The organism is Lentzea sp. NBRC 105346 (assembly GCF_030269605.1).
In the GTDB taxonomy this organism is placed as follows: Bacteria; Actinomycetota; Actinomycetes; order Mycobacteriales; family Pseudonocardiaceae; genus Lentzea.
Genome location: NZ_BSTQ01000021.1, coordinates 147,265 through 163,226, shown reverse-complemented (window position 1 = coordinate 163,226; position 15,962 = coordinate 147,265). Strand labels below are relative to the sequence as shown.

Annotated in this window: 14 protein-coding genes; 5 read left to right on the top strand and 9 right to left on the bottom strand. The window is 67.7% G+C overall.

Annotated features, from left to right (window positions below):
* Nucleotides 1-12: 12 nt before the first annotated feature.
* The 5 genes from QSK35_RS36475 to QSK35_RS36455 form a co-directional block, all read right to left on the bottom strand.
* The gene (locus QSK35_RS36475) at nucleotides 13-2,064 is read right to left on the bottom strand and encodes an AAA family ATPase (protein WP_285752268.1); all 2,052 of its coding nucleotides are present in this window, start codon (nucleotides 2,062-2,064) and stop codon (nucleotides 13-15) included.
* A 204-nt stretch (nucleotides 2,065-2,268) separates the two neighbouring features.
* Nucleotides 2,269-2,856, bottom strand: coding sequence for an anthranilate synthase component II (locus tag QSK35_RS36470; RefSeq protein WP_285752267.1), 588 nt, complete (start codon nucleotides 2,854-2,856; stop codon nucleotides 2,269-2,271).
* Entirely contained in the window at nucleotides 2,853-4,235 is a 1,383-nt protein-coding gene (locus QSK35_RS36465; protein WP_285752266.1) for an anthranilate synthase component I family protein, read from the bottom strand. Before QSK35_RS36465 ends, QSK35_RS36470 begins: the two co-directional genes overlap by 4 nt.
* Before the next feature lie 14 nt (nucleotides 4,236-4,249).
* Nucleotides 4,250-5,551, bottom strand: coding sequence for a phenylacetate--CoA ligase family protein (locus tag QSK35_RS36460; protein WP_285752265.1), 1,302 nt, complete (start codon nucleotides 5,549-5,551; stop codon nucleotides 4,250-4,252).
* A gap of 4 nt (nucleotides 5,552-5,555) precedes the next feature.
* On the bottom strand, nucleotides 5,556-6,227 hold the full coding sequence (locus tag QSK35_RS36455; RefSeq protein WP_285752264.1) for a flavodoxin family protein: 672 nt from the start codon (nucleotides 6,225-6,227) through the stop codon (nucleotides 5,556-5,558).
* Nucleotides 6,228-6,294: 67 nt separating this feature from the next.
* Here QSK35_RS36455 and QSK35_RS36450 point away from each other — a divergent pair, with 67 nt between their 5' ends.
* The gene (locus QSK35_RS36450) at nucleotides 6,295-6,858 is read left to right on the top strand and encodes a DJ-1/PfpI family protein (protein WP_285752263.1); all 564 of its coding nucleotides are present in this window, start codon (nucleotides 6,295-6,297) and stop codon (nucleotides 6,856-6,858) included.
* A gap of 1 nt (nucleotide 6,859) precedes the next feature.
* Here QSK35_RS36450 and lexA read toward each other — a convergent pair whose 3' ends face one another.
* On the bottom strand, nucleotides 6,860-7,510 hold the full coding sequence (gene lexA / locus QSK35_RS36445; protein WP_285752262.1) for a transcriptional repressor LexA: 651 nt from the start codon (nucleotides 7,508-7,510) through the stop codon (nucleotides 6,860-6,862).
* A 493-nt stretch (nucleotides 7,511-8,003) separates the two neighbouring features.
* Here lexA and QSK35_RS36440 point away from each other — a divergent pair, with 493 nt between their 5' ends.
* The gene (locus QSK35_RS36440; RefSeq protein WP_285752261.1) at nucleotides 8,004-9,203 is read left to right on the top strand and encodes an FAD-binding oxidoreductase; all 1,200 of its coding nucleotides are present in this window, start codon (nucleotides 8,004-8,006) and stop codon (nucleotides 9,201-9,203) included.
* On the opposite strand, the gene QSK35_RS36435 is transcribed toward QSK35_RS36440, so the two are convergent.
* The gene (locus QSK35_RS36435) at nucleotides 9,190-10,527 is read right to left on the bottom strand and encodes an MFS transporter (protein WP_285752260.1); all 1,338 of its coding nucleotides are present in this window, start codon (nucleotides 10,525-10,527) and stop codon (nucleotides 9,190-9,192) included. The two genes, QSK35_RS36440 and QSK35_RS36435, sit on opposite strands and share 14 nt — an antisense overlap.
* A gap of 30 nt (nucleotides 10,528-10,557) precedes the next feature.
* Here QSK35_RS36435 and QSK35_RS36430 point away from each other — a divergent pair, with 30 nt between their 5' ends.
* Nucleotides 10,558-10,821, top strand: coding sequence for a hypothetical protein (locus QSK35_RS36430; protein ID WP_285752259.1), 264 nt, complete (start codon nucleotides 10,558-10,560; stop codon nucleotides 10,819-10,821).
* Here QSK35_RS36430 and QSK35_RS36425 read toward each other — a convergent pair.
* Nucleotides 10,768-11,946, bottom strand: a complete 1,179-nt coding sequence (locus QSK35_RS36425; protein WP_285752258.1) for an MFS transporter — start codon at nucleotides 11,944-11,946, stop codon at nucleotides 10,768-10,770. The two genes, QSK35_RS36430 and QSK35_RS36425, sit on opposite strands and share 54 nt — an antisense overlap.
* A gap of 81 nt (nucleotides 11,947-12,027) precedes the next feature.
* Between QSK35_RS36425 and QSK35_RS36420 the strand changes: the two genes are divergently transcribed.
* Nucleotides 12,028-12,336 (top strand): ArsR/SmtB family transcription factor, encoded by a 309-nt coding sequence (locus QSK35_RS36420; RefSeq protein ID WP_285752257.1) that lies wholly within the window; start codon nucleotides 12,028-12,030, stop codon nucleotides 12,334-12,336.
* A gap of 100 nt (nucleotides 12,337-12,436) precedes the next feature.
* Nucleotides 12,437-14,467, top strand: a complete 2,031-nt coding sequence (locus QSK35_RS36415) for a phosphocholine-specific phospholipase C (RefSeq protein WP_285752256.1) — start codon at nucleotides 12,437-12,439, stop codon at nucleotides 14,465-14,467.
* On the opposite strand, the gene QSK35_RS36410 is transcribed toward QSK35_RS36415, so the two are convergent.
* Complete coding sequence (locus tag QSK35_RS36410) at nucleotides 14,464-15,921, bottom strand: flavin-containing monooxygenase (protein WP_285752255.1); 1,458 nt, start codon at nucleotides 15,919-15,921, stop codon at nucleotides 14,464-14,466. The two genes, QSK35_RS36415 and QSK35_RS36410, sit on opposite strands and share 4 nt — an antisense overlap.
* Nucleotides 15,922-15,962 lie beyond the last annotated feature (41 nt).

Sequence of the window (15,962 nt, the reverse complement as noted above, 5' to 3'; positions counted from 1 at the left end):
GTCTCCTCCGATTCACGAGGTGGGTGTGCCCGATGTGGTGTTCTGCGGTTTGGAGCTCGGGGACGTCGCCGCCTGGCCGTGGAGTGGCTGCTCGGCGCCCTTGTTCGGAGCGCCCATCTCGGGCACGAAAAGCAATGCGGTGTAGTCCGTTCTTCCCGCGACCGGCCGGAACGTGATGTCCACATCGCACGAGCCGAAGCGGGGAAGCGGGCTCGGGCACGTCGCCGGGTTCCGCGTGAAGGTGAAGCCTTGCCCCTCGATCCGCATCGCCGCCGTGTTCGCGCCCTCCGGTGGCCAGCAGGTGCCGAGAGTGAACGTCCATGGCACCACGCTCGTCCGGCCGACCGGAACGGTCTCGAACTCGAGCGGTTCCGGGGCACCGCCGCCGGCGCAGCCCGGTGTGCCGATCGTAGGTTCGTTCGTCGGCTGCTGATCGAATACGGGAGGCGGTGTGGTCGTCGGTCCCGCGATCACGCGAACCGACGTGGGCGGCGTCGGAATCGGCCTCGTCGTAGTCGGAACGGTGGTGGCCCGCGCGACGGTTTCGGTGCTGCGGGGGCCTGATTCGCCTGCCAGCGCGACGGCGCCGACAATCGCGGCGACCGTGATCGCCGCGGCGGCGGTGCCCACGACGGCTGGTGCGGTGGGCCCTGATCTCATGGTGTCCGCGGGGCCGTTCGTCCTTGAACCCGTGGTCGTCGCGCCGCTGGTCGCGGCCGAGTACGCGCCGCCGATCGCCGCTCCCGTGGCCAGCCCCACGCCCAGGGCTTTCCGGCGAATCGTGTCTTCCTGTGCGAAGTACGCCTCATCGGCCGCGGAGCCGATCCGTTGCGAGGATGTGCGACCGAGCGCCAGCACCTCACGCCAGCCGCCCCAACGCAAGGTGCGCTGCAGAACCGGCGCGGTGATACGGGCCAGTGTCACGACGGCGGCGTGCTGTTCCTGTGCTGTACACAGGCGGAGCACCTGCAGGATGACGGGGCCGGCATCGGCGATGTCCCGCAAGGTCGCACGACCACGCATCCACGTGACGAGCTCGGCGGCGAGTGTCTCCGGGTTCGGCCTCGCGGCGACCTGCTCGGCGACGAGCACGGCCAGGTCGCCCGCCACGCGGTGGCCGACCGGGCCGGATGCGAGCAGCCGGGCGTCGCGGAGTTCCGCGAGTGCGGAATCCCCTGCTGCCAACGCGATCAGGCAGGCGTCCGGAACCTCGACATCCGTCAGTGCCGCCAACAGGGACAACGTGCGCCGAGCAGGTTCGGTAAGGCGGGAAGCCAGGGCGGACGCCAGCACCGGCGGAGTGGCGTCGAGTGTGAGCCTTGCGGATGATTTCAGCGCGGCTACCGCCTGGACCAATGCGAGCGGACAGCCCCCGGATGTCTGCCACAGTTGCTCCGCGGGACCGGTCTCGTCCGGCAGCAACGATCGGCCCAGTTCCGCCGTGAGCAAGGCCGAAGAGTCCGCCTGACTCAGCCCTTCCAGAACTATCGCGGTTCCGCCCGCGAATGCGCCTGGACGTCGGGAAGCGACAATCACGTCACAAGCTGGGCAGGCGTCCAACAGTGCGGCGGCATCCTCGGGCGAGCCGTCGAAATCGTCGACTACCACAACGGCTTTGATCGACCCCATGAGTCGCCGCAGCCGATCCGGGTCCGGCAGGTAGTCGTCCGCGTCATAGCAGGCCTGGAACAACTCCTGCACCAGGTCGCGCGGATCGAGTCCCGCCGCGGAAAGGAACACCACGTCCTCACCCGACGCCGCCCGCCGGAGCGCGACATGACGCAACAACGCCGACTTTCCGCAGCCAGGCGGCCCCGAAACGCGCACCGGCCTGCCCTCGGCGACGGCCCGATCGATCCGGTCGAGCTCGTCGTCACGGCCGATCAGGTTCGGGCCACGCCTGGGCAGGGGGCGCGCCACAGGCCTGGTGCGTTTCCGGACGACAGGTGGGCGGCCTTCGTGCAATGTGATCGACGAACCGTCCGCGGCGTTGATCACGATGTTGTTCTCGCCGACGACGATCTGCCCGCTGTTCGCGCTCTCGACACGCAGGGAATAGGCCATATTTTGGCCAGTATCAGTCGCTGATGTATTTTCCTCGGACACCGTTCTCCTGGAGGAGGTATTGCGATGAAGGATTTCGGAGGGCGGCGACGCTATCAGGTGCGATGTCGAGTGTGCGACATGTTCGGCCTATTGAGATGACTATTCCATGGTCTGTGGTATAGACCGCTGAATACAACTTTCCGGGTGCGGGGCTGTATTTTGTTATGCGATCCGTTGTGCCGCCCAGGTGCTGACGAAGTTGCCGAACAGGCGCAGGCCGTGGTCCGTCGTGATGCTCTCCGGATGGAACTGCACGGACTCGAGCGGCAGGGTGCGGTGCCGCAGGCCCATCACGTAGCCGTCGTCCTCGGCGTGAGCGGTCACCTCGAGAGCGTCGGGAACGGACTCCGAAACGACGATCAGGGAGTGGTAGCGGGTGGCCTCGAACGGGCTGGGCAGGCCGTGGAACACGCCGTCCCCGTCGTGCCGCACCGGGCTGGTCTTGCCGTGCACGAGGTGCGTGGCGGGCCGGACCTCGGCGCCATGCGCGAGCCCGATGGCCTGGTGGCCAAGGCACACGCCGAGCATCGGGACCTCGTCGGCGAACCGGTGCACGAGCTCGACGTGCCCGGACGCTGACGGGTGGCCTGGACCGGGGCCGAGGACGATCAGGTCCGGGCTCATCGCGCACACGTCGGCGTGCGTCAGCTCGTTGGAGCGGATGACGATCGGCTGGGCGTCGAGAGTCTCGAGGTACTGCCGGATGATGTGCACGAAACTGTCGTAGGCGTCGACCACCAGGGTCCTCACGGGACCAGCTCCTTCCCGGTCACCGCCCAGTAGGCGGCACTCATCTTGGCCAGCGTCTCGCGCCACTCGGCGCCCGGATCGGAGTCCGCGACGACGCCGGCGGACGCCCTGGTGCGGTAGGTGTCGCCCCGGTGCGTCAGGCTGCGGATGCACAATGCGAGGTTCACGGTCCCGTCGAAGTCGATGAGCCCCAACGCCCCGGCGTAGAGGCCGCGACGGCTGGTCTCGATCGACTCGATGATCTCCATGGCGCGGATCTTCGGTGCGCCGGTCATCGTGCCGGACGGGAAGAGTGCGCGCACGACCTCGTAGGCGTCCACATCGGACACCCGGCCGACCACGGTCGACACCAGATGTGCGACGTGCGAGTACCGGTCGACTACCAGCATGTCTGGCACGTCGAGTGTGTCGCGGTCGCAGACCCGGCCGATGTCGTTGCGGCACAGGTCGACCAGCATCACGTGCTCGGCGATCTCCTTCGGGTCGGCGCGTAGCCGCGCGGCCGCCGCTGGCCCGGCGTCCAGCGGGATCGTGCCCGCGATCGGTCGCATGGTCGCGACGCCGTCCTCGAAGCGCACGAACAGTTCCGGGCTCGCGCCGATTACCGTGTGCCCGGCGAACCGGGCCAGGTACATGTACGGGGACGGGTTGCGGTCGCGTAGCCGGCGGTAGACCTCGGCTGGCGCGAGTGGGCTGGTGATGCGCAGCTCGTGCCCGATCTGCACCTGGTAGATGTCGCCGATCGCGATGTGGTCCAACGCCTTGCGCACGTTGCGGCGGAAGGTGGGCTCGTCGGTCTCGTCGTGGCATACAGCCTGCGGGACGGGCGTGTCGTGCTCGAAGCGAGTGATCGAGAGCGCGTCGACAACGACATCAGGCTCCAGGTCGGGCCACAGGTCGCTGTGGTGGACGATCAGTTCGGCTTCGCCGTCCACCGGGATCCGGATGCGGCCGCGGTGCAGCACCACGCACACGTCCGGCGCGTCGAAGGAGTCCGGGATGGTGCGCGGCAGGTCCTCTACGTAGTGCGCGGTGTCGTAGCCGAAGAACGACAGGAAGCCCAGGTCCGCGATCTCGGGGAACGCGCTCTGCGCGCAGCGCAGCAGTTCCCACAGGTGGCGGCGGTCGGTGAGTCCGGCGGAGATCCGGTTTCGCACTGCGGACACCACTGCCGGTTCGCCGGTGATGCTGACATCGGTCCCGGTTACCGAGATGGTCAGCAGCACACCGAAGCCGACCACCGCCTGGCGTCGGTCGGTGGCCGGTCCGGACGGCGATTCGAGCAGGTAGACCTCGTCCTCGCCGAACCGCTCGGCTAGTGCCAGGTACGCGGTGAGCGGGTCGAGTGCCGGTAGCGCCCTGCGTTCCGTCGACACCATCGCGGCCTCCCGAATCAGGTGGTGTACGAGTGCCGTGCGGCGGCCGCGCGGGCCGCTTCGACGACGTGGTCCGGTGCGGTCCGGTTGTCCTTGATGCGCGCGGCCTTCCAGCTGACGAAGGCGCCGGTGTTGGTGATCGGATCCAGCTCGGCGTCGACCGCGATGTCCGCACCTACCCCGAACCGCGTGCGCAGCCGTGAGACGATTCCTTGTCGCACCAGGGTTTCGTTGCCGTCGAGCAGGTCGAGCCGGACCGTCACGCGGTCGCCCTCGTCGATCTCGACCTGGTAGCCGAGGCAGCCGGTGACGTTCTGGAGGATCGCGGACTCGATCTCCGCGGGCTGGAACTGACCGTCGCCCAACGAGATTCGGTCATCCACGCGGCCGATCACCTCGACGACACGGCCGGGCATGCCGCAGTCACACGATCCGCCGACGCGGACCAGGTCGCCGGTGCGGTAACGGATCAACGGTTTGATGCCGTCGATCAGCATGGTCAGGCACAGCTCGCCGGCGCCGCTCGGGTCGGAGTCCAGCACCTCGACCAGGTAGTTGGGTTCGGACAGGTGCAGGCGGTTGCGCACGCAGCCGGTCGCGATGGCGAGTGCCTCTTGCGAGCCGTAGAGGCCGGGGAGGACGTCGGCACCCCAGATCGACCTTACGTTGGCGGCGAACTCGGGTGTGCAGATCTCGCCCAGCACGAGGAAGAGCTTGATGGGGAGGTCTTCGAGTCGATATCCGTGGTGCAGAGCGGCCTTCGCGAGGTTGAGGCACAACGTGGGCGCGCACGCGATCACCTCGACGTTGAGCTCCTTGATGAGCCGCAACGCCTTCGCGAAACCCACCCGGCTCGACTCCGGCCAGATCTTGGCATGACACGCGCTCATGCGTTGCGCGACGTCGCCGAACGTGTCGCCGAACGCGTACAGCTCGGACGGGCCCATCAGCCCGATGACCGGCATGCGCTCGCCGAAGTGGTGCGCGAACATGTGCCGCCACGATCGCTCGACGTGCAGGTTGCTCCACTCGATGTCCTTGGCGCTGCGTGGACATGGCGTGGGAGTGCCCGTCGTGCCGGTCGTCTCGTAGTAGATCGCCGCTTCGCTGACGTCGCCGCTGAGCACGTTGTGCAGCTCGCGGCGGAGGTCGGCCTTGGTGGTGAACGGCAGGTCGTCCTTCAGATGTTCCTTGTAGAACGGCGACTTCTCCCGTACGTGGCGCAGCACGATGTCCAGTCGTTCGGCATGCCACTGTTGCAGGTCCACTTGGGACAGTTCGTGGGCGTAGTAGCGGCGGCACAGCTCGGCGTGGTCCATGGGCTCATCCGATCGGGGACTGACGCGCGGCGAACCACTTGTCGTCGCGCTCGTTGGCCAGCTCGGTGTCGAGGCCGTCGCGCCCGGTGAGCTCGCGGTGCTCGCGCAACACGTGGATCATGTCCACCATCCGGTTCACCATGCGCTCGACCATCTGCAGCCCCTCGTCGTCGTGCAGCACATCCCCCGGCTGGTTGCCGTAGACGATCGCCGGGAACCCGCTGCCGACCAGCACCATGCGGTTGAGCAGCACGTTGGTGACGAGATGGTTGTAGACCTCGGCGTGGCTGTACCGCCGGCCGATGACGATCACGCCACCGACCTTGTTCGTCAGCGGCCGGTCGAACCGCATGAACCCGACGCCCGAGCGTTCGATGAACGCCTGCATCAACGCGCCGGTGCCGAAACCGTGCACCGGTGCGGTGTAGAGGATCCCGTCGGCGCTCGCCATCTGTTCCACGACCTTGGGGATGTCGTCCTGGAGAGCGCATGGGACCGTGCGGGAGTTGCAGTCACCGCACGGCCCGCAGGGCGACATGCGCAGATCGCCGAGCCGGACGACCTCCAGCTCGGCCCCGCGTGCCGCGAGCACCTTGCCGACGAACTCCAGCACGTCGGCCGTGTTGCCGTGGTTGCGCTCGGAACCGTGGATGGCGACGATCTTCGGGCTGCTCATGGCGCCGAACGCTAGGGACGCGCGGTTCCCGGCCGGTTACGTAACCGCTCGGTGCTTTCGTTGCTCCATGACCCAGAACATCGGCATCCTGCTGTTCGACCGCGTCGAGGAGCTCGACGTCGTCGGTCCCTGGGAGGTGCTCGCCGCGTGGACGCAGCAGCATCCCGGCGACGGTTTCCGCGTGGCCACGGTGTCGTCCGGCGGTTCACCCGTGACGTGCGCGAAGGGCATGGTCCTTACACCGGACTACTCGTTTTCTTCAGCTCCGGCTTGGGACGTGATCGTGCATCCCGGCGGTGAGGGCACCGAGGTGCTGGTGAAGGACGAGGAGCACCTCGACTGGGTGCGGTCTGCGGCGCCGCTGATGACCAGCGTTTGCACCGGGTCACTGGTCTTCGCCGCTGCTGGGCTGTTGACCGACCGCCCGGCCACTTCGCACTGGGCGACGCTGGAGTTCCTGGAGGTGCTCGATCCCACCATCGAGGTGCGCCCGGACGACCGGTTCGTCGACGACGGTGACGTGATCACCGCCGCCGGGGTGTCCGCGGGCATCGATATGGCGCTGCACCTCGTGTCGCGGTTCGCTGGTTCATCGCGAGCGGCTGAGATCAAGCACTACATCCAGTACTGAGTCACATGGAGCGCAGGACCGAGACGACGATGCCCAGGATCACGGCGTGGTCGCCGTCGATGACGTCGTAGTTCTCGTTGCGTGGTTCCAGGTACACGTGGCCGTTGCGCTTGCGGTAGACCTTGACGGTCGCCTCTTCGTCGATCATCGCGGCGACGATCTGGCCCGAATGCGCTTCGGACTGCTGGCGCACCACGACGATGTCGCCGTCGCAGATCGCCGCGTCGATCATCGAGTCGCCTCGGACGCGTAGGCCGAAGACCGTGCCCCGGCCCGTGAGGCCTCGGGGCAGCGTGATCATGTCGTCTACGTGCTCTACCGCGGAGATCGGGGTGCCGGCCGCGATGTCGCCGACGACCGGTACGGACACCGAGTCGCCGTCCGGCTCGCGCTTCGTGTCGGTCAGGAACAGGCGGACGTCCATGGGGCGGGTGATGGTTGCGCCTCGCTTGAGGAAGCCCTTGTCTTCTAGGGCGGCCAGGTGCTTGGAGACCGTTGAGGGGGACTTCAGGCCCACCGCTTCGCCGATCTCTCGCGTGCTCGGCGAGTATCCATGTCGGACCACCCAGTCGCGGATTGCCACGAGGATGTGCTGCTGCCGCTCGGGCAGGGAGGCGGCGTCGAGGTGGTCGAATGGATCTTCGTAGGTCACGCGGGGATGCTACCGGTTGGCTTTGGACGCGGCTGCGCCGCGACACGTTGGCATTTTTGTGCGGGCCAGGCGCTAGGGCGCCTGTCCCGCACAAAAATGCCAACGTAACGATAAAAGATGGCTGGCTGCCGTCGTGGTCCCGATCCTTTCCAGACTTTCGATGTTGATGTGCGGTTGCATAGGTGGCCGGGATGAGTGGCTGAAGTTTCGTACTTTTTTAAAAAACAACGAAACTCAAGCCACTCATCCCGGCCAAGCCCGCAACCGCAGCAAACGACGCAAGTCTGGGCAGGATCGGGACCCACAACAAAAGCCAGCCATCTTTTCGGTACGTTGGCATTTTCGCGCGGACGCGGCGCCCTAGCGCCGTGGCCGCGCGAAAATGCCAACGTGTCGCGGCGCAGCCGCGTCGAAGCCAGGACCGCACAACTGTCGAACGAGGGCGGGCCCGTTCGACGCAGGGGTAACGACCACCCACGGAAGGCGCCCCACGATGACCCAGCCAGCCCGCACCAGCAGCTACGCCACAGTCCAGGGCAACATCCACCGCCCAGGCGACACCGCCTACGACACCCAACGCGCCACGCTCAACCCGGCCTTCAACGCAACCCCCGCCATCATCGTCGAGGCAATCAACACGGCCGACGTCCAAGCCGCAGTCACGTGGGCACGCAACAACGACCTACCGATAGCGATCCAATCCACAGGACACGGCACCCACGTCCCCTCCGACGGTGGCCTACTGCTAAAAACGTCCGCGATCAAATCCGTCCTGGTAGACCCGGACCGCAGAATCGCCAGGATCGGCGCCGGAGCGGTGTGGGCTGATGTCCTCAAGGCAGCCGCCCCATTCGGCCTGGCCCCGGTATCTGGCTCACACGCGAGCGTCGGCGTAGCCGGATTCACGATGGGCGGCGGCCTGGGAGCAATGTCCCGCAAGTACGGCTTCGGCGCGGACAACCTCCTCCGCGCAGACCTCGTCACGGCAGACGGCGAGGCCGTGACCGCGACACACGACCACAACCCAGACCTGTTCTGGGCACTGCGCGGCGGTGGTGGCAACTTCGGCGTCGTCACGTCGATGGAGGTCCGACTGCATCCGGTAGACGAGGTGTATGCAGGCCAGGCGCTGTTCCCCAGCGAGCAGGCGGCCGACATCCTGGCCAGGTTCCGGGCCTACGCACCGATCATGCCCGAAGAACTGACGTGCACCATCGCCCTCACGGCCGAGCACGTAGCGGTCCGCGCCACCTACCTCGGTGACGCGCATGCGGCGCGGAAGGCCCTCAAACCGCTGGGCGTGGCGGACGCGTTCTCGGAACAACCCGTGCCGGGCACCGCCCCACGACACTTCGAACTGTTCAACGAGCTACCCGACATCGACACCATCCTCAAAGTGGCGGCCGAGTCCGCCGCAGTCGAGATCCGGTACTGGGGCGGCGCGATGACGAGAGGCGAAGGCCCGGCGGGCCACCGCAACGTCCCGTTCTCGATCATCGTCGACGGCCCCGACGAAGCGGCCGAGCGCCTCTGGCCCCACGCCACCGGCGGCTCGTTCCTCAACTTCCTGCACGACCCGTCTGCAGTGGAAACGGCCTACAGCGCGGCCGACTACCAACTGCTGCGCGAGATCAAGGCGTCCTACGACCCGGCAAACGTGTTCCACCGCAACCTGAACATCAAGCCCGCGTGACCGGCAACCGCAAGGCCCCCACCAGACCGACCACACCCATGACGGCCAGGACGACGAGAGCCAACGCGTAGTCGTGGTCGGTCAACCCGGCCACGAGGACGGTGCCCGCGATGGCCGTACCGAGCGCCGACCCGAGGTTGGAAACGCTGCGCGACACACCGGAGATCTCGCCCTGCCGCGCCTCCGGAAAGCTCGACTGCACGACGTTGACGGACGGGGTGAGCATCCCACCCAGCCCCAGCCCGATCACCAGCAGTCCCGGCCACGCCACCGACCGGACGGTCAGCAGCAAGACGATGCCCGTGAAGGTGACGAGGAATCCGGCCACGATGAGGTTCCGCTGCTGGAACCGTCGCGTGAGCGGCCCGGCGGCGAGCGAGGACACCAGGATGCCCGCGGTCGCCGAGGTGAAGATGAGTCCGGTGTGGACGGCGCTGTAGCCGTGGATGACCTGGAAGTAGGTGGCGACGACGAACGAGATTCCCATGAGCAGCAACCACTGCACGTGTTGCGTGACGAGCCCGAGGTTCGCCGTGCGGTTGCGGAACAGGTCCGGCGACAGCAGCGGGTCGGACCGCGTGCGCATGGTGTGGAAGAACCGGGCCAGGACAACGAATCCAAGACCGATCAGCCCCAGGAAGAGCCACAGGTTGTCGTCCGCCGCCAGGATTCCGACGACGATCAGGACCAGCCCGGCGGCCGACAGCACCGCGCCCTTCAGGTCGAACGGACGGGTCGGGTCGGCCGGGATCGGGTCGACGATCTTGCGTGCCATCCACGCGATCAATGCGACTATCGCGGCCTGGAAGACGAAGGCCGCGCGCCAGCTGATCGCCGACGTGATCAGCCCGCCGATCAACGGACCCGTCGCCGCGCCCACCCCGCCCATCGCGCTGATCACGCCGAACGCGCGGGCGCGTGAACCGGCGGCGAAGTGCACCGTGGTGAGGATGTAGACGGGCGGGATCAGCAGCGCGGTGCCGATGCCCTCGAGGATCGAGTTGCCGAGGATGAGCACCGGGAGGCCCGGTGCGACAGCGCTGAGCACCGCGCCGATGCCGTACAGCACGAGGCCCAGCGTGAAGCAGCGTTTGCGGCCCCACCGGTCGGTCAGCTTGCCGCCTGGCACCATCAGCGCGGCCATCACGACCAGGAAGATCGTGATGGCCAGTTGGACACCGTGCACGTCGGTGTCCAGGTCCGCACTGATGTCGTTGATCATCACGTTCATGTTCGAGCCGGCGAAGCTGCAGATGAACTGCGCGAGTGCGAGCGGAACGAGCACCCGATCACCGTCGCCGAAGCCGCCGGGCGGCGTCTTCACCCGTGGCGGGCGACCGTCGATGATGGACCGATGTGGCGCGCGGTGTTCGTGGTGCTCTTGCTCGGCTTCGCGTCGTGCACCCCGGCCGAGACGCTGCACGGGGTGGTCCGCGAGGGGGTCGAGAGTTGCCTCGCGATGGAGGTGGACGGTCAGACCTACACGCTGTTCGTGAACGATCGGGCCGTTGTGCGTCCTGGAGCCGAGGTGGTTGTGACCGGCTACCGCCCGGCCAACGCGGGATCAGGCTGCATGTTCGGCGAGATGTTCATCGTGACGTGGGCGCGCCGCGTCTAGCGGCTGGGCCAGCAGCAGACCCAAGGCGCCGAGCGCGACCAGCGCCGCGATCGGCGGCAGCGCGAGCAGGCTGGTGTTGCTGATCACCAGGCCGCCGAACACGCCCGACAGGCCAACCCCGAGGTAGATCGCGGAAGCGTTGACGGACAACAGGAGTCCGCTCGACTCCCTCGGCGCCAGCTCGATCAGCCAGTTCTGGATCGGCGGGTTCACCGACCACGTGAACAGGCCCCACACGAACATGACGAACCCGGCGCTCACGGCGGAAACGGCCGTCAGCGGCAACGTCGCCAGCACCACGATGAACACGGCGAAGATCACCAACAACGGCGTGCGGCTGCCCCAGCGGTCCGCGACGCGGCCGCCGAGCGTGTTGCCGATCGCGCCACCCACCCCGTAGACCAGCAGCAACGCGCTGATCGTGAAGCCCTGCACGTGCGCGACGGAAGCCAGGATCGGCGCGATGTAGGTGAACACGCTGAACGCCGCCAGGCAGCCCAGCACGGTCATGCCGAGCACCAGCAGCACGCGCCGGTCGCGCGCGGCGGCGAACCGTTCACGCAGGCCCGCGAACGGCGGCGCGGCTACGCGGGGCACACCGAGCTGGATCGCGGCCGCGCCGAGCAACGACACGAGTGCGACCACCGCGAAAACGCCCTGGTAACCGATGCGCTCACCGAGGATGTTGCCCAGCGGCACGCCCACGATCAGCGCGAACGTGAGGCCGCCGAACACCGTCGCGACGGCGCGGCCGCGGTGGTCGGGCGGGGCGAGCACGGTGGCGACCGCCGTGGCGACCGGGGTGAACGCGGCGGCGCCGAGCGCGCTGATCACGCGGGCGCCGAGCAACCACGAGTAGGTGGGCGCGACGGCGGCCATCGCGTTGCCGGCCGCGCTGAGGACCAGCGCCGCGATCAGGAGTGAGCGCCGCTCCCACCGTCCGGTGAGGACGGCCAGCACGGGTGAGGCGATCGCGTAGGCGATGGCGAACGCGGTGACCAGCTGGCCCGCGGCGGCGGGGGAGACGTCGAGCTCCCGGCTCACGGCGGGCAGGACGCCGGTGACTATGTAGCCGCTCGTGCCGACGGCGAACGCTCCGGCGGCGAGCAGGTGGATCCGTGACAAGGTGCCCCCTAAGTCGTTAGTACGATGGACACCGTACTACGAGAATTATCGAACTACGAGAGTTCTCGTACTATGGGCACCATGAGTGACGCGTTGCCGCATCCCGACCGTGCCGACATCCGGATCGAGGCGGTGCTGCACGCGCTCGCCGACCCGGTGCGGTTGCACCTGGTCAGGGAGATGAACCGGATCGGCACGGGGTGCGCCTGCGGGGCGATCGACCTGCCGGTCACCAAGTCGACGCGCACCCATCACATCCGCACGCTGCGTGAGGCGGGTGTCATCCGCGTGACGCCCGAGGGCACGTCCCGCATCGCGACGTTGCGCCGGGACGACCTCGACGCGCTGTATCCGGGGATGCTCGACGCCATTCTGTCCGCCGAACACTGAAGGTCACCCCGAGTTCGTTCGGGCTTGACCAGCACATCGCCGGATGTTCTCCACCGACGGGTGACATCTGACTCCTGAGCCGCTGCCGAGGGAGTCAGCCATGCCTGGGGTCAACCGCCGTCAGTTTCTGCGACTGGGTGCCGCCGCCACCGCGTTCACGGCGCTGTCGGAGAGCATCGCGCGGGCCGCGGAGATCGCGCCCGCCACGAGGACCGGCACGATCGACGACGTCGAGCACATCGTCGTGCTCATGCAGGAGAACCGGTCGTTCGACCACTACTTCGGGACGCTGCGCGGCGTGCGCGGGTTCGGGGACCCGCGGCCGGTGACGCTGCCGAGCGGAAAGTCCGTATGGCACCAGTCGGACGGTGTGCGGGACGTGCTGCCGTTCCATCCGACCGCCGACGACATGGGCATGCAGTTCCTGCAGGACCTCAACCACGACTGGAACGGCGGCCACCTCGCGTGGAACGGCGGCCGGTACGACAAGTGGGTGCCCGCGAAGACCGCCACCACCATGGCGTACCTGAACCGCGGCGACATCCCGTTCCACTACGCGCTCGCCGACGCCTTCACGATCTGCGACGCCTACCACTGCTCGTTCATCGGCGCGACCGACCCGAACCGGTACTACATGTGGACCGGCTACACGGGCAACGACGGCACGGGCGGCGGCCCGGTGCTGGGCAACGACGAGAAGGGGTACGGCTGGCGCACCTACCCCGAACGGCTCGAGCAGGCCGGCGTGTCGTGGAAGATCTACCAGGACGTCGGTGACGGGCTCGACGCCAAGGGCAGCTGGGGCTGGATCTCCGACGCCTACCGTGGCAACTACGGCGACAACTCGTTGCTGTACTTCGACAACTACCGCAACGCCAAGCCCGGCGACGCGCTCTACGAGAAGGCGCGCACCGGCACGAACATCAAGGCCGGCGGCACGCTGTTCGACATCCTGCGCAACGACGTGAAGAACAACCGGCTGCCGAAGGTGTCCTGGATCGTGGCGCCTGAGGCGTACACCGAGCACCCGAACTGGCCGGCGAACTACGGCGCCTGGTACATCGCCAAGGTGCTCGACGCGCTGACGTCGAACCCGAGCGTGTGGGCCAGGACCGCGCTGTTCATCACCTACGACGAGAACGACGGCTTCTTCGACCACGTCGTGCCGCCGTACCCGCCGGCGTCGGCCTCGCAGGGACTGTCCACAACGGACGTCAGCACCGAGCTGTACGGCGGCAGCCTCTCGTACGTGCCGGGACCGTACGGGCTCGGGCAGCGGGTGCCGATGCTCGTGGTCTCGCCATGGAGCCGGGGCGGTTACACGTGCTCGGAGGTGTTCGACCACACGTCGATCATCCGGTTCGTCGAGCGGCGGTTCGGGGTGCACGAGCCGAACATCTCGCCGTGGCGGCGCGCGATCTGTGGCGACCTCACGTCCGCGTTCGACTTCACCGCCACGAACACGAGTTTCGTTACGCTGCCGGACACCCGCGGCTACGAGCCGCCGGACCGCGAGCGGCACCCCGACTACGTGCCGACGCCGCCGGTGAACCCGTCGATGCCGAAGCAGGAACCGGGGAGCAGGCGCACCCGGCCGTTGCCGTATGCGCCGATCGCCGACGCGTCGGTGAACGGCGGCAAGATCACGCTGACCGTCAGCGGCGGCGCGAAGGCGGGGGCGCAGTTCTACATCACCGCGCGCAACCGCGGCGACGGTCCGTGGACGTACACGACCGAGGCGGGCAAGCAGCTGTCGGACACCTGGAACACGTTGTATTCCAACGGTGTCTACGACCTGACCGTGCACGGTCCGAACGGGTTTCTTCGCGAGTTCCACGGAAGCGCGCCGGCGGCCGAGGTGACCGCTCGCTATCAGAGCGGGAACCTGGTGCTCCGGTTCACCAACCCCGGTCCGGTCCGGCACCTGAAGATCACGAACGCATACGGTGGCACGCAGACGGTCACGGTCGGGCAGGGGTCGAACGTGACCCGCACGATCGACCTGACCGCGTCGAAGCGGTGGTACGACGTGACCGTGGTGTCCGCAGAGGACAGCGGGTATCTGCGGCGGTTCGCCGGGCACGTCGAGACGGGTGCGCCCGGCGTCAGCGACCCGGCGATCTTCAGCTAACGCAGGACCTCGGCGCGGGACAACCGCAGCTCGTCGTCCTCGACCGGCAGGCGGCGCAACAGCTTCACGTCGCTGAAGTAGTTCATCGACGTCAGCCAAGGCGCCCGGCCGCCCTGCCTCGGCAGCTGGTCCACGACGCGTTTGATGTAGCCGGCGCCGAAGTCGAGGAACGGGCGGGTCGGCGCGTCCGGGTCGGCGACGACCGGGCGCGCGGTGTCGTAGCCGTGCTCGTCCATGTGCGCGAGCAGCCGGCAGAAGTGCTCGCACAGCAGGCCGACCTTGAGCGTCCATGACGAGTTCGTGTAGCCGATGGCGTAGGCGAAGTTCGGCACGCCGGACAGCATCATGCCCTTGTAAGCCAACGTGTCCGGGAGGCTCACCTCGGCGCCGTCGACGGTCAGCGTCATGCCGCCGAACGCCTGCACGTTGAGTCCGGTCGCGGTCACGATGATGTCCGCTTCGAGGTCGCGGCCGGACTCGAGCCGCACGCCGGTCTCGGTGAACGTCGTGATCCGGTCGGTCACGACGGACGCCTTGCCGCGGCTGATCGCCGTGAACAGGTCGCCGTCGGGCACGACGCAAAGCCGTTGGTCCCAGGGGTTGTAGGGCGGGTTGAAGTGCTCGTCGACCGGATAGCCCTCGGGCAGCAGCTTCGCGTTGAACCGCCGGATGAGCCGGCGCGCCGCGTTCGGGAACCGCTGGGAGAACCGCCAGATCAGTTGCTGCTGCAGGATGTTCTTGCGCCGGATCAAGGCGTAGGCGCGGTCTTCGCGGAACAGCCTGCGCAGCCCGTTGGCGATCGGGTCCTTCGCCGGGACCGGCATGATGTACGTCGGAGTGCGCTGCAGCATGGTCACGTGCCCGGCCGCCTCGGCCATCGCGGGCACGATCGTCACGGCCGTCGCGCCGCTGCCGATCACCAGCACGTGCTTGCCGGCGTAGTCGAGGTCCTCGGGCCAGTGCTGCGGGTGGATGATCTGTCCTTGGAACCGTTCCCGGCCCTCGAAATGCGGCGTGAAGCCCTCGTCGTAACGGTAGTAGCCGCCCGCGCAGAACAACCACCGGCAGCTGAGCGTGGAGCGCTCGCCGTTCCGCTCGATCTCGACCGTCCAGTGCGCCTCCCTGGACGACCATTCGGCGGCGATCGCCTTGGTGTGGAAGCGGATCGCGTCGCCGAGGCCGTGTTCCTCGACCGTCTCGTGCAGGTAGGCGAGGATCTTGTCCGCCCCGGCGATCGCCTCCTTCGCCCGCCACGGCTTGAACTCGTAGCCGAACGTGTGCAGGTCCGAGTCCGAGCGGATACCGGGGTAGCGGAACAGGTCCCAGGTGCCGCCGATCGCCCCGCGCGCCTCGAGGATCGCGAACGTCTTGTGCGGGTGCTCGCGCCGCAGGTAGTACGCGGCGCCGAGGCCGGAGATCCCGGCGCCGACGATGAGGACGTCGAAGTCAGTCATGCACCGGCTCCTCACGTTCGCGGAACACCTCCATCGTGACG

Excerpts from the sequence above, each read along its gene's own strand:
- QSK35_RS36475 (WP_285752268.1), bottom strand. The coding sequence starts at position 2,064 with ATGGCCTATTCCCTGCGTGTCGAGAGCGCGAACAGCGGGCAGATCGTC.
- QSK35_RS36465 (WP_285752266.1), bottom strand. The coding sequence starts at position 4,235 with ATGGTGTCGACGGAACGCAGGGCGCTACCGGCACTCGACCCGCTCACC.
- QSK35_RS36460 (WP_285752265.1), bottom strand. The coding sequence starts at position 5,551 with ATGGACCACGCCGAGCTGTGCCGCCGCTACTACGCCCACGAACTGTCC.
- QSK35_RS36455 (WP_285752264.1), bottom strand. The coding sequence starts at position 6,227 with ATGAGCAGCCCGAAGATCGTCGCCATCCACGGTTCCGAGCGCAACCAC.
- QSK35_RS36450 (WP_285752263.1), top strand. The coding sequence starts at position 6,295 with ATGACCCAGAACATCGGCATCCTGCTGTTCGACCGCGTCGAGGAGCTC.
- QSK35_RS36440 (WP_285752261.1), top strand. The coding sequence starts at position 8,004 with ATGACCCAGCCAGCCCGCACCAGCAGCTACGCCACAGTCCAGGGCAAC.
- QSK35_RS36430 (WP_285752259.1), top strand. The coding sequence starts at position 10,558 with ATGTGGCGCGCGGTGTTCGTGGTGCTCTTGCTCGGCTTCGCGTCGTGC.
- QSK35_RS36420 (WP_285752257.1), top strand. The coding sequence starts at position 12,028 with ATGAGTGACGCGTTGCCGCATCCCGACCGTGCCGACATCCGGATCGAG.
- QSK35_RS36415 (WP_285752256.1), top strand. The coding sequence starts at position 12,437 with ATGCCTGGGGTCAACCGCCGTCAGTTTCTGCGACTGGGTGCCGCCGCC.
- QSK35_RS36410 (WP_285752255.1), bottom strand. The coding sequence starts at position 15,921 with ATGACTGACTTCGACGTCCTCATCGTCGGCGCCGGGATCTCCGGCCTC.